Origin of the sequence: Trichocoleus sp. ST-U1, assembly GCF_039961835.1 — a bacterium.
Taxonomy (GTDB): Bacteria; Cyanobacteriota; Cyanobacteriia; order Cyanobacteriales; family FACHB-T130; genus FACHB-T130.
In genome coordinates, this window is sequence record NZ_JAMPJZ010000116.1 from 1 (window position 1) to 12940 (window position 12940).

Sequence of the window (12940 nt, forward strand, 5' to 3'; positions counted from 1 at the left end):
TATATTGGTAAAGCAATAAAATTGCCTAAATAATTGCTGTTTATTATTGAATTTATGGGTAATTAAAAGAACTTTGATCATTTGTAAAATAGTTACTGATTTTGTTTAATTTATTTTCCTACTTTGGTTCAGATTCTAGAGGATAATAATTTTCTGGCGAAGCTGACCATTCCCACATTGAACCTGCATAGTTTTTTACATGATTAAATCCTAAATCAACAAGTACAGCCGTGAAGAAAGCTGAGCGGATGCCGCCTGTACAATAAGTAATAATGGGAGTATGATGCTGAATTCCTAATCTTTCCAACTTATCAATAATCTGGTCACGAGGCAGCAAGTTCCCCTTGGCATCTTTCAAATCTTGGAAGTAGAAATGCACCGCACCAGGGAGATGTCCTCCCCGATGTTCGCCGTAAGCGGGAGTTCCTGCATATTCCCTCGCTTCGCGGGTATCAATGACAATCAAATCTTGGGATATCTCTTTAGCGGAAAGATTGGCTTTGAGTTCATCGCGCTGAATTTCCCATAAGGAAGTTCGCTGTACAAGAAAATCACCAGGTTTGGGTTGAGTCACTCCCCAAACAATCGGGACACCTGCTTTAACAAGTGCTGAATGTCCCCCATCGACAAAGACTGCTTGTGAATGTCCTAGCGTGCGTAACATCCAAACAATGCGCCCTTCTTCACCAAAATTGTGCGCTGGATTGCCAAGGACAACGACAGGTTGATTGTTACAAATGCCGACAGCGCGAAGTTTTTCTTGCAAAATTTCTGTATTCTCAATCAACTTTCCCTTATTCGGAGATTGTTGTTGAGAGAATTGCTGCCAAGTGACATGAACAGCACCAGAAATATGCCCAAGCAACCAGGAAATTGAATTGCGAACATCCAGAAGTGTCGCATCCAGCTTAATCAATTCCTTCGCTTCTTCTGCACTGACTACCCATCGATGGGCAAGAGAATCCTGATTCATAACTTTAACGCTACCCTGAAAACTCCTTTGCGTACCTTTGCGCTAACCTTTGCGTACCTTTGCGTTAACAATAAATCCTACAATTACCTAAAAGCCAAAATATGCTTAGCGGTAATCTCTGGCTGTTCAAATTGAGGAACGTGCCCGCAATTGGCGATCCAAATGAGTTGAGAATGAGCGATCGCTCTCTTAAACCTCTCGGCATCGTCCGTACCCAACATATCATCCGCCTCTCCCCACAGAATCAGCGTCCGCTTATCGATTTGAGGAATTCTATCTGCCAAATTCCAGTAACCACCACTTTTCATAAACGCGATGATTGCTTCGTGCCAACCGGGCATTTCCATGTGCAGCGCCGCACACCGAATCGCCTCAATAGCAGTCGGTTCCAAGTTGCCAAAAGTGCTGCCCCATAACAGCGCTTGGAGTTTGCGCTGACGCCAATATTCGACTGCCAGAAAATCTAAGGGAGGAAAGAGATAGGAGGCAAGCGGGAAGCTACCGCTGAAACCTACACTGTCAATTAACACCAGCTTTTTGACAGCGTGCGGGTAAGTGAGGGTGAAGTCAATTGCCGCTGCACCTCCCATCGAAGCGCCTACCAACATGACTGGCACTTGGATGTAAGTTTTCCAGAAGTAATACAGGTGCGTCTTGATGGCGTCGGGGTTATACAAAATTCCCTGCACTCGATCTGTAAAGCCAAATCCCAACAAATCTACCGTCCACGTTTCATTTTGGGCGGCGAGTAGTGGTAGCAAGCAGCGAAACTCCAGCACCGAACTATCAAAACCGGGTAGTAATAGAATTGGGGTGCCACCGTTCCCCTGATGGACGTAAGCTGTAGCTATCGGTTGTGGCGAGAGAGGAGTTTTAATCGCCTGACGTTCAATTTTTTGGGCAAGGGCGATGGATGCGGACTCGCGCAACTGCTGAACTTGGGAGGGTAAAAAATCGGCAAACATCAGCGTTAGTGTTTCTCCACACTTTGTAGTATGCGAACTCAGTAACTTATTCAGTACACTGCAAAGTAAATAAGTTATTTTCTTCTCTCTTAAAAAAGAAAAGCTTAACCCCTCTCCCTGCAAGGGAAGCGGGAGCAAAACAGGGGAGAAGCGAACCGAACAGTATTGCCTACAATTCCACTCAACCACTCCCCATGACAGACTCTCTGCCTTTGCGCGATCGCTATCTACAATTAATCGACCAAATTGTACAAACCACCCTCAAAGGGCAGATTCGCTCGAAAGAACAGGTGTACAAAATGCTCGTCAAGGATGTGACTCCGGGTACGGGCGAAATTTTCGAGCGAGTTTTGGAAGAAACTTTGAGTGCCACCCAGCAACAGGTGGACACGCAAAAGGATGAAATGAAGCTTGCAAAGGCGACTCGTACCTTGCGGGCGATGCAGACGATTCGGGGAGAATGGGAACGGGCGCAGGAAAAAAATCGGGCGACGGATGCGATCGCGACAGCTGTTCAACAAATTATCGCTTCCCCATCAGACGACAAGCTAGCAGCTTTATTACGGGTTATCGACCCTAATTTAGCGCAAGCTTTGAACTTACCGCAGTTGGCATCTGCACTGAAGCAACAAGCGCCAGAAATTACCCATCCCGAACAAGATCGAGATGTGCAGCAACTTGCTGAAGGTCTTACCCGTGGCTTGGAATCTTGGCAACGTCTGGAAGGGCACCTAGTAAGCTGGATCTACGACCAAAATCGCTCCTTAGGATTTGAAGGCACACCGGCGCAAAGTGGCCCTTGGGGAGTTTGGGAAAAACAAGTCAATAGCCCTTATCCTCAGGCATTATTCCACGCGCTTGCCCTCAACGAATCAGTAACCGAATTGGTCGCAAAACAACCGCCTGACTTGATTTCCTTCGTTGAGTTAGCAGTAATTTTGCAATACTTGCAGCGGGGGTTAGTGAACTGGTTTGACAAACTGGTTTACGACTCCAAAGTGGGCGCGAAGCTGTCGATTTCCACTTTTCTGACTTTTGCCGTGATTTGGTCGCAGTTAGCGAATGGCTTGAATCAGGCGACAATTCTCAATTCTACTTCGCGCGATCGCTTAGTGAATGGCTGTTTTCAAATTACCCTACAAATCCTCAGAACCTTTTCCCAGCGGCAATACTTCCCCCTCTACGGTGGCATTTTTGCCTCATTTTCCGGCGCATATCTCCGCACGACCCTTGACTACCTAGATGCACCGCTGCGACAAGTGGAAGGCACGCAAGAAAAAGCTCGGATTTTGACATTAATGGGTTATTCCCAGCGGGCGCAAGGTCGATATGCAGACGCGATCGCATTTCACGAGCAAGCCTTAGAAATCGCCAGAAATGCAGGCGATCGACCTTGTGAAATTGCCAATTTCAACCACCTCAGCCGCACCTGCGTCGCGCAAAAAAACTATGCCGAAGCCATCAGCTATAGCCAACGAGCATTAATTCTCTCTCGTCAGACGGGAGATAGATTAGGGGAAGCCAATGCCCTCGCCAATCTCGGCTACAGTGAAGTCTTCCAAGCTCAACAATTAGAACAAATAGAACCGGAAATTTACGAGACAGCCATCAACTATTTACAACAAGGATTGCAATTATCAGAACGAGTAGGGGATGGTCAAAGTAAAGCCCTTTGTTGCAGCAGCTTGGGAATTGCCTTGTTGATAGTAGAACAACCCCAAGAAGCAATTAAATACCTAGAATCTGGCTTACAAGCCGCTCAATTTTCCGGCGATTTATACCTGCAAGGACGAAACTTAGCTTACTTATCCGAAGCTCACTATAGTCTGCAAAACATCGATAAAACAATCCTTACAGGTAGCCTGGGAATGTATCTCCTAGAGCAAATTGCTGCTGAAGAGTGGCGGAAAACCGCTGGGTTACTCACCATCTTGCAAGGACAAATGGGAGCAGAAGCGTTCCAGAAAAAATTGCAACAATCGCGCCCACAAATCATCGCTCTCATCGGCGTCGATGGCTACGATTATATTCCCCAAATTTTAGAACAATACAAACAATCCATGTAACCATCTCCCCCGTCTTCCTTTGCGTACCTCTGCGCTAACCTTTGCGTATCTTTGCGTTAAAAAAAACACCTATGAACTTCTTCGATAAGCTACTTAAAGCAATCGAGCGCAATCAAAGCTTACTGTACGCAGGACTCAACCCAGACATCGAGAATCTCGCCAAGCGCGATGGGGCTAGCGCCATTCTCTCTTCGGTCGATCGAAATCTTTTCAGCGATCGCCTACAATTTGCGATCGCTCAAACCGCCCATTTAGTCTGCGCCTACAAACTCACGCTTGGCTTTTATCAAGCACTGGGGGCAACAGGTTTAGAACTCCTTCAGCAAACCCTAGCAGCTATCCCCGCCGACATTCCAGTAATTTTAGACGCCAAGCACAGCGACCTCAACACCAGCACCCTGTTTGCCCAAACCGTCTTTGAAGACTGGAAAGTGGATGCTGTCACCTTGAATCCTTACCCAGGACTTGACTTAGCGGCTCCCTTTTTGGTCTATCCTGGCAAAGCCGTCTTTGTGGTCTGTACCACTGACAACCCATCAGCCGCCGTGTTGCAAGAATATCCAGACACCGGGCTACCCTTTTACATCCATTTGATAAAAGAAGCGCAAACTTGGGGCACCCAAGAACAACTAGGGCTGGAAGTGGGCGCTGCAATGCCAGAAATTCTGACTCGCATCCGCAATATCGCACCAGAACGCCTCATATTCGTGCAGGGATGGTCAGAAGACCAAAACTTAACTGAAATGCTAGAGGCTGGCTTAAACACCTATGGAGAAGGGCTACTCCTGCCAGTTCCTCTAGATTTATTCACTGCCGAACACCCCGCTGAGGCTGTCCAAGCCTTACGCGACAGTGTTAATGAAGAACGGCTCAGAATTGTCCAGGAAAGCCCCACCTGTGACTTGTGGCTTCCGGATGTCTGCTTCTTGCAACATTCTCCCAACCGAGATTTGATTTTGCAACTTTACGACCTGGGTTGCATTATGTTTGGCGATCGCGTGCAAGCCTCTGGAGCCATTTTCCCCTACTACATCGACCTGCGCGTCATCATCTCCCAACCGCAAATCTTCCATCAAATCTTGAGTGCTTACGCCGAGATTCTCAAAAATTTGCACTTTGACCGAATTGCCGGAATTCCTTACGGTTCCTTACCCACGGCTACAGGGTTAGCGCTGCGCCTAGACCGTCCGATGATTTTCCCGCGCAAGGAGGTAAAATCTCACGGCACCCAACGAGTCATCGAGGGTCATTTCCAGCCGGGAGAAACCATTGTCGTTGTCGATGATATTCTTATCAGCGGCAATAGCGCTATGAAGGGGGCAACGAAACTCAAAGATGCTGGATTAAATGTCGAAGATATCGTGGTGTTGATCGACCATGAAAAAGGAGTCAAAGATCGGCTTCAGGAAAACGGCTATCGGGGTCATTCTGTCCTGAGAATGGGGGAAGTTGCCGAAACGCTGTACGAATCGGGGCGCATCAATTCCGAGCAATTCCAAGCTTTGAGCCATTAGCCTCGCCCATTGGAGGTCATCATACAAATGCGTCTACGCATCGTTTAACAGTCTCAAGTACTGATGAAGAAAGGCTCTCCAATTCATAGCCGCCTTCTAAACCAAATAATATTTTGGGTGTAATCTCTAAACAATAATCAGTGATGATGCTGTAATCTTGGGGCTGTAAATTGATTTTAGAAAGTAAGTCTGTTTGATTCGCATCATACCCAGCACTGATGATTAAGATATCCGGACAAAAATCTTTAAAAAAGGGAATGACGCTCTCCTCGAATAACTTACAGTAATCCTGTATATTACTGCCTGGAGCAATCGGAAGATTCAACACATTGTTATACTTACCCCGTTCATCAGGCTTTCCAGTACGGGGATAGCCAGGGGATTGATGAATGGAACAGAAAGCCATGTTAGGGATATTTTCTACGGCTGTTTGGGTTCCATTCCCATGATGTACATCCCAATCAAGAATTCCAACTCGCTGAATTCCTATGGATTGAGCGTAAATGGCAGCGATCGCTGCATTGCAGAAAATACAAAAACCCATTCCTTCATCTTTGAGGGCATGATGTCCAGGTGGTCTTGCCAGAACAAAAGCTGGTCGTTTTAACTGCGAAACCACATCAATACCATCTAACCAAGCACTGACTGCAAGGCAAGCAACCTCAAAGCTTTTCGGCGAGATTTGAGTTGATTCAAAACACCCCCAACCCCGCTCAGAATAAGTACGAACTTCCTGAATGTAATCAGAGGAATGAATTTGTTCGACCGCTGTGATAACATTTCTTGAGTTAGAAGGACTCAGCCATCGGATTTGATCGGCTATCGTTGAGCTTCGCAATTTATCGACAATAGCAGTGAGTCGCTCTGGCTGTTCAGGATGCATATATCCTGTTTCATGCTGAAGAAATTTATCTGAATAGAAGATGGTAATCATTCAGTTGTTTCCACAATTTTGAAATTACCGCTAGACCCTTCAGGTTGGGGTTGAACGACCGCCTGCATACGAAATCTATGAGAGAGTAGCTGATTAGCAATCCCACTACTTGTTATACACGACTGGTTATACCCGGTGTTGAGGCTCAGTCAAGCTCACCGTCTCCCAAACTTTCTCGTTTGACTTGTACTCCACCTTTCTTCCGGTATGCACATCGAACAACTTTCCAGAAGAATTAGTCCCTTCTCAAATTTTGAAAGCTTTTCAGTTAGGACTGACGCAGAGTTCCCATTAACTCCCCGATAAATTGGGGGTGAGTGGGGATCTAGGTTTCAAGCTTTCAGTGTGTAAGTCCTGTAAATAATTTCCTCAGCCGTAATCCTACTGAAATCCAACCAGATGAGGTGCGCGTATTAACTGTAAGTTACTGATTTATGAAAGAGGAGACACCAACATGGAGAGGGAAACCACCTTCGCCAAAAGATTCTTGCGTCCCAGCAAAACATTCTCACGGCGTGGGATTATGCTGACTGGGGCTGTGACTGGCGTAGCGAGTGCCTTGGGGTTGACCGCGATCGCTGACCGTGCCAGTGCTGCCTCTAGAGAGGATAAAAGAAATGATGCTGCCATCCTCAATAAAGCTTTGTTTTTCGAGCATCAAGCGATTTGGGCGTATGGTTTTGCGGCAACAAAGCTGAGTGACACCGATGTAGGCAAAGCTGTTTTGGCGTTGGCACTCCGCAACCAAGCCGATCACAAGACGCATCGGGATACTCTGGCATCGGTGGTGAAAAGTTTGGGTGCTACCCCGGTGACGGCAAAATCTAGCTACGATCTCTCGTCCTATATTAAGGCAGGAGAAGGCAACATCGACTCAGATGTGAATATTGCCAAGCTAGCACTTGCTCTGGAGACTGACGCAGCGATCGCTTATACCAGAGAAATTGCGAAGCTCAAAACCCCAGCCTTGATTACCGCAGGCGCAAGCATTGGTTCCGATGAATCTGCCCACGCAACGGCAATTCGCGCCGCTTTCAAGTCACTCGGCGTTGATATCGAAATCGTTCCCGCATCCTTCGTCAGTGCTGATACTCGCAAAGACTGGGTGCTGAAAGTCTAATCCAACCGTAGCCTCATGAAGTCTGTAGGCTTCATCTGTTAGCCTGAGTGCGATTCCACAATCCGCACTCAGGCTGTATAGGAAGCGATTCGATATTCAACTTAAGAAATTCCCAGAGTAATATAAACCCTTAAAAAAATCTCTTTAATTTTAATTTTCTAGTAAAAATCATCAAAAATGTCTTGTAATTGATAAAATTTCAAAGCAAGCAGATTCCGAAGCGTCAATTGCAAAAAAAAATTTACCAACGAGCAAATGACTTGGGTGGTGAAGAGAATTGGAACACTTTGAGGTTAGCGAAACCGTCTCCCTCCCCATCGAAACCGTCTGGGAAGCTCACGAGGATGTACATCTGCTAGAACGCATCTCTCTACCGTTTCCAGTCGTCAGGGTATTGGATTCAAACATTATTTGTGGTTTAGGGACGCGCTTTACAATCCGGGTAGAACTTTTCGAGCAGATAGGAATCGACTGGCAAGTGCAAATTACTCGCTGGGAACCTCCGAGAAGATTTATTGATAAACAATTGCGCGGCCCATTCCAATTCTGGGAACATATCCATCAGTTCATTCCCATTTCTGACACAGAGACACGCCTAGTTGATGTCATTAATTTTGAACTGAACCCGTTTCTGGACAGTACCGCAATCCGCTGGGGTTTAGAGACAATGTTTCAGATACGGATGAACAACCTCAAACAAACGTTGTTAAACGAAAATTTTCGGACAAATTTGAAGAACTCTGATGAAAGATAAACTCCTCAATTGGCTCAATCTGATTTTAGTCGCGGATGTGTTCCTAGTTTTGCTCAGTTTTGGGTGGCTAGCGATCGCTGTTGTCGGTCACTCGGTCGGCATTCCCCTCGGTCTCGATTTGTGGTACAAACTCTGGCAACCCTTGTTTACCCCAGCGCTTGGAGTTCTCATGGGAGGGGCAATTTTGAGTGGGATAATTAGCCAAATCTCCAAGCGCCTGAACTCTAAAACCGAGTCTTTAGACTTATAAGGACTGGAAACACAAACTTATTGAGTTGGGTGGTTTAAAACACCCCGGATTAACCACAAAGGCACTAAGGAAACACAAAGTTACTTCCCTGTTATTTCCCTTAGTGTCTTTATGGTTCAAAAAAGTGCTTTCCACGGATACCTAGACGGTGACAAGTTAGACGGTGACGACGACTCCCCCACTTTCATTTGCCATCTTATCTACCGCGCACACAGCATAAGTTCCCGGCTCAACTGTTGCAAACGTTGTCTCTCTTGAAAGGATTCTTTGCAGCGTCCAAGTTGTACCAGTTTGCTTATAAAGCGTCCAAGAACGAATATCGGGAGTGCTAGCAAGATTCCATGTCAGCTTGCCATTTCTCAACCCCAGTGCAGTTGGGGGTGGGGGTGGTGTCGTATTTCGCCACGACATCGCGGGTGCTAGTGCGGGTTTGGTATAAGTCGAGGTTTTGAATTTTTCATAGATGCCCTGACGATTTTCAACGAAGGCTTCCATACTGAAGAAGATATTCCCTAAAGACAAATTCCCGCTCAAGTTGCGAGTAATGTCAACTTGCTTTTCTATCTCCGCAAGCGTCCAAGCCTTGCCATCCAACTGTCCCAAATTATTACCGGCGTAAATATGTCGATCTCTGGGGTTATTCTCCGTCCACCACTTCAGCAACACGGGGTAACTTTGTGCAGTTTGGTCGATGCGCCAGTAGAGTTGCGGGGCGAGATAATCAACCCAGCCTTGCTCTAGCCATTTTTTGGAATCGGCATAAAGTACGCTGTAGGCATCTAGTCCCCGAATTTGAGATGGTTGTCCGGGACGATAAATGCCAAAAGGACTAATGCCAAACTTGAGGTGTGGCTTGGTTGCCTGAATTCCCCGCGATAGGCGCTGAACCATTTGATTTACATTGTCCCGCCGCCACTCACCTAAAGAAAGTTTCCCGCCAGCCGCCGTATAAGCGGCGTAGGTTTTATTGTCGGGAAAAGATTTGCCTTCGATGGGATAGGGATAGAAATAGTCATCCAAATGGATGCCATCTACGTCATAGCGACGCACCACATCGAGAATGACATTGTATGCCCTGTCCTGAACCACTTTCAATCCGGGGTCCATCCACATCTGATTACCCCATACATAAACTGCTTCGGGGTTAGTGACGGCGATGTGAGGACGGGCTGGTGAGGAGTTGTTAATAGAGACTCTGGCGCGGTAAGGGTTGAACCAAGCATGAAGTTCAATATTGCGCTTGTGGCATTGGGCGATCGCATACTCCAGCGGATCGTAAAATGGCTCTGGTGCTTTTCCCTGGATTCCTGTCAGCCAATAACTCCAAGGTTCTAATTGCGAAGCATAAAAGGCATCCCCTTCCGGTCGTACCTGCAAGACCAGCGCATTCATTTTCATCGCTTGCATCCGGTCAAGGATACCGATAAGTTCGGCTTGCTGTTGTGCAGCCGTTAGTCCCGGTTTGGAAGGCCAATCACTGTTCCACACCGTTGTCACCCACGCACCCCGAAACTCCCGTTGATGGCTGACTTTGACGGTTGGAGTCTGACTAGGTGGAATGGTTTTTGGAGGCACTACGAGGTAGGGAGATTCAATCCGAGAAGCTTCGTCGAGATACACTAAAGCTTGATAAATAAAAGCCGCAACATCGCCACGAGTCGCTGCCAGATTGGGATTGAATAATTTTACATTCGGGTAGTTCGCTACCAGCCCTGCTTTCGTCGCGACTGCGATGTCGTCGGTGGCATAGCTAGGAATTCCAGTGGCATCTTGATATATCTGTGGAAGTGCCGTTTTTAAATCAGATTTTACGTTTGCAGCAATTTGCAAGCCGCTGACTAGAGAAACCAAAACTTGCGTTCGGGTAATCCTCTCTGCTGGACGGAAGCTGTTATCGGGAAAACCACTAATAAATAGTGTTTCGTAAGCTTTTTTAATCGCACTCGCCGCCCAGAAAGTAGAAGGAACATCAATAAAGGGGACATACTGTCGTTTTACAGGTCTGGAAAATGCTGTGGCAATTAGGGCTGCAAATTCAGTGCGGGTGATGGATTGATTTGGGCGAAAAGTCCCATCTGGAAATCCGTTAATAATGCGACGCTGGGCTAAAGCTTGAATGAATAAGCGTGCCCAATGAGTTTGAATATCAGAAAACTGAGTAGGGGAATTTACCATAGTTGTTGGTAATTGGTAATTGGTAATTGGTAATTGGTGATTGGTAATTGGTCACTAGCAACAAACCAAGGATTAAGGACTACTGACGATTAACCATTACGCTTGATAAGTTGTTCTAATGCTTCAGAGAGCACCTGTCGTTGTTCGGAATCGTAACCGCGGCGTTCTAAAAATGCTTTGTAGCTACCTTCGCCAGTAACGGCACTTTCCAATAACTTTTGAGACACTTCGTAGACAGAAGGAAGTTCCACCTGTTCGATAATTCGAGTGGTACGCGATCGCACTCTTTGGGATGATTGCGCCATCTCTTCGTTACCATTGCGATGATGGGCAACTGCCATCACCGCAGACATGGCTACATTTTTGACTAATAATTCGGAAACGGTGTCTGGATTTGCCTGCAATGCCCGTATAACAGCAGCAGAGGGATTATCTGCGATTGTCCCCTCTGATGTCAGGTAGGTGACGAAAAAGCCTCTCGTACCATTTTCAGTTTTCACTAATTCTGCAATGGCTGTTTCTATTTCTGCTTCGGATAATTCCCCCGCTTGCATCTGGGAAAGCAAAGATTGAGTCAGCGCGATCGCACTCTCAAAGCTTACTTTTTCTGGAACTGTAAACGCAGATCCACTCATGATTGTGCCTGAAAATCGTTCTCATGCGATGATAGCCAATTTAGAGTTGTACCAGGTTAAGCGATCGCATTCACAATTTACAGATTTGCCGAATATCTACATTCCCCCCGCTGATAATCACACCAATTCGGGCACCAGGTTCTTTCACCACTCCCGACAGCAAAGCGGCGGCGGCTAAGGCACCCGTCGGTTCCACTACGATTTTCAGACGTTCCCACAAGAAAAACATCGTGGTGCGGATGGCTTCTTCCGATACCGTCACCATATCATCGACGTAGTGCAATACGAGTGGGAAGGTAATGTTTCCCAGGCAAGGAGTGCGTGCCCCATCAGCAATCGTGTCAGGATTGTTCGTAGTATGCAGCGTTTTACTGTGAAAAGAGCGTGTCGCATCGTCGGCGCGTTCTGGTTCTACCCCAATCACTCGGCAATTCGGTGAAAGGGTTTTGGCAGCGAGGGCGCATCCTGATAGTAAACCACCGCCTCCGCAGCAAACGAGAAGTAAATTGAGGGAACCGACTTCTTGAAAGAGTTCTAAAGCAGATGTACCTTGTCCGGCGATGACATGAGGATGATCGTAAGGGGGAATTAAAGTTAAACCGCGCCGATCTACCAGACTTTGCGCCAAAGCTTCCCGCGTGGTTTCCTGACGATTGTACAAAATTACCTCAGCACCATAACCGCGAGTTGCCGCTTGCTTCACGACTGGGGCATCATCCGGCATGATAATCGTGGTGTGGATTCCCAGCAATTGTCCGGAGAGTGCGATCGCTTGAGCATGATTCCCTGATGAATACGTCAGAACCCCGCGTGATGCTTGTTCCTCAGATAGCTGTGCCAGTGCATTGTAAGCACCCCGAAACTTAAACGAACCCGTGCGTTGAAAGTTTTCGCACTTCAAGAATACTTGAGCATTAGTGCGCTCGTTGACCGTTCTGGAGGTCACAACCGGCGTGCAACGGGCAATTCCAGCCAACCGCACCGCCGCAGCTTCCACATCGGCGCTCGTAACAGGTAGGGCAGTGAAATGAATCGCAGACGGGTTGTGTTCTGCCATAACAAAATCCTATCGCCTGTAAAGATGCTTCAGGACAGTCTTCATTGGATTCGATAAACACTTTGCATCATCCAACATCCTTGCATCCCACCGATACCAATCCTAAATGGATTGTAAAACTCTCTCCCTTGTGTCTCTGGAGCGTTCTCTTTGATTCGTGAAGGCAAGATATCCAATTTCTCTCTCGAAATTGGATATCTTGCCTACAACTCAAATAGAACTGTTATAGTAGCCTAAGTAGAATTGCTTATAGATGTTTATCTATAGATGCCACATAAAGCCTTGATGGTAATTTCTAAAATACACTTAAAAATCAAAAAACTTATTTGTTAAAAAATATTTTTACCTATAGACATTTATCTATCAATACCATATGAATTCTTGATGACAACTGCTCTAGGCATAAAAACCTATGATAGCAAAGAGTTATATAAGTTTTTTTTAGATGATTTATCGCTTAATTCTCTAAATCAATTATTCCCTTTTGGTTACTTGAA

At 46.4% G+C, this 12940-nt stretch carries 11 protein-coding genes; 5 read left to right on the top strand and 6 right to left on the bottom strand.

What is annotated here, in order from left to right; all coding sequences use genetic code 11:
* Positions 1-118: 118 nt before the first annotated feature.
* Positions 119-973: a rhodanese-like domain-containing protein gene (locus tag NDA06_RS24475; protein WP_190985690.1), complete on the bottom strand. Its 855-nt coding sequence runs from the start codon at positions 971-973 to the stop codon at positions 119-121.
* 83 nt (positions 974-1056) lie between these two features.
* Positions 1057-1938, bottom strand: a complete 882-nt coding sequence (locus NDA06_RS24480; RefSeq protein ID WP_190675001.1) for an alpha/beta hydrolase — start codon at positions 1936-1938, stop codon at positions 1057-1059.
* 194 nt (positions 1939-2132) lie between these two features.
* On the opposite strand from NDA06_RS24480, the gene NDA06_RS24485 reads away from it, so the two are divergent.
* Together NDA06_RS24485 and NDA06_RS24490 are read left to right on the top strand one after the other, a co-directional pair.
* A complete protein-coding gene (locus NDA06_RS24485; protein ID WP_190985689.1) occupies positions 2133-4004 on the top strand; it encodes a tetratricopeptide repeat protein in 1872 nt (623 codons plus the stop codon).
* A gap of 71 nt (positions 4005-4075) precedes the next feature.
* Entirely contained in the window at positions 4076-5518 is a 1443-nt protein-coding gene (locus NDA06_RS24490) for a bifunctional orotidine-5'-phosphate decarboxylase/orotate phosphoribosyltransferase (RefSeq protein WP_190985688.1), read from the top strand.
* Positions 5519-5537: 19 nt separating this feature from the next.
* Here the strand turns inward: NDA06_RS24490 and NDA06_RS24495 are convergent, their stop codons facing one another.
* A complete protein-coding gene (locus NDA06_RS24495) occupies positions 5538-6452 on the bottom strand; it encodes a histone deacetylase (RefSeq protein WP_190985687.1) in 915 nt (304 codons plus the stop codon).
* Between the two features lie 454 nt (positions 6453-6906).
* On the opposite strand from NDA06_RS24495, the gene NDA06_RS24500 reads away from it, so the two are divergent.
* From NDA06_RS24500 to NDA06_RS24510, 3 genes are all read left to right on the top strand, one after another.
* A complete protein-coding gene (locus tag NDA06_RS24500) occupies positions 6907-7572 on the top strand; it encodes a ferritin-like domain-containing protein (RefSeq protein ID WP_190985686.1) in 666 nt (221 codons plus the stop codon).
* 277 nt (positions 7573-7849) lie between these two features.
* Positions 7850-8326 carry an SRPBCC family protein gene (locus tag NDA06_RS24505; protein ID WP_190985685.1) on the top strand — a complete coding sequence of 159 codons (477 nt, stop codon included), beginning with the start codon at positions 7850-7852 and terminating at the stop codon, positions 8324-8326.
* The gene (locus NDA06_RS24510; RefSeq protein WP_190411538.1) at positions 8316-8576 is read left to right on the top strand and encodes a hypothetical protein; all 261 of its coding nucleotides are present in this window, start codon (positions 8316-8318) and stop codon (positions 8574-8576) included. Before NDA06_RS24505 ends, NDA06_RS24510 begins: the two co-directional genes overlap by 11 nt.
* Positions 8577-8732: 156 nt before the next feature.
* Here the strand turns inward: NDA06_RS24510 and NDA06_RS24515 are convergent, their stop codons facing one another.
* The 3 genes from NDA06_RS24515 to NDA06_RS24525 all read right to left on the bottom strand — a co-directional run bounded on the left by NDA06_RS24515 (position 8733) and on the right by NDA06_RS24525 (position 12443).
* A complete protein-coding gene (locus NDA06_RS24515; RefSeq protein ID WP_190985684.1) occupies positions 8733-10751 on the bottom strand; it encodes a family 10 glycosylhydrolase in 2019 nt (672 codons plus the stop codon).
* Between the two features lie 89 nt (positions 10752-10840).
* Complete coding sequence (locus tag NDA06_RS24520) at positions 10841-11386, bottom strand: hypothetical protein (RefSeq protein WP_190985683.1); 546 nt, start codon at positions 11384-11386, stop codon at positions 10841-10843.
* Positions 11387-11456: 70 nt separating this feature from the next.
* Positions 11457-12443, bottom strand: coding sequence for a threo-3-hydroxy-L-aspartate ammonia-lyase (locus tag NDA06_RS24525; RefSeq protein ID WP_348251894.1), 987 nt, complete (start codon positions 12441-12443; stop codon positions 11457-11459).
* Between the last annotated feature and the right edge of the window lie 497 nt (positions 12444-12940).

Coding starts and splice junctions, on each gene's coding strand:
- NDA06_RS24495 (WP_190985687.1), bottom strand. CDS start 6,452: ATGATTACCATCTTCTATTCAGATAAATTTCTTCAGCATGAAACAGGA.
- NDA06_RS24500 (WP_190985686.1), top strand. CDS start 6,907: ATGGAGAGGGAAACCACCTTCGCCAAAAGATTCTTGCGTCCCAGCAAA.
- NDA06_RS24510 (WP_190411538.1), top strand. CDS start 8,316: ATGAAAGATAAACTCCTCAATTGGCTCAATCTGATTTTAGTCGCGGAT.
- NDA06_RS24525 (WP_348251894.1), bottom strand. CDS start 12,443: ATGGCAGAACACAACCCGTCTGCGATTCATTTCACTGCCCTACCTGTT.
- NDA06_RS24485 (WP_190985689.1), top strand. CDS start 2,133: ATGACAGACTCTCTGCCTTTGCGCGATCGCTATCTACAATTAATCGAC.
- NDA06_RS24475 (WP_190985690.1), bottom strand. CDS start 973: ATGAATCAGGATTCTCTTGCCCATCGATGGGTAGTCAGTGCAGAAGAA.
- NDA06_RS24520 (WP_190985683.1), bottom strand. CDS start 11,386: ATGAGTGGATCTGCGTTTACAGTTCCAGAAAAAGTAAGCTTTGAGAGT.
- NDA06_RS24480 (WP_190675001.1), bottom strand. CDS start 1,938: ATGTTTGCCGATTTTTTACCCTCCCAAGTTCAGCAGTTGCGCGAGTCC.
- NDA06_RS24515 (WP_190985684.1), bottom strand. CDS start 10,751: ATGGTAAATTCCCCTACTCAGTTTTCTGATATTCAAACTCATTGGGCA.
- NDA06_RS24490 (WP_190985688.1), top strand. CDS start 4,076: ATGAACTTCTTCGATAAGCTACTTAAAGCAATCGAGCGCAATCAAAGC.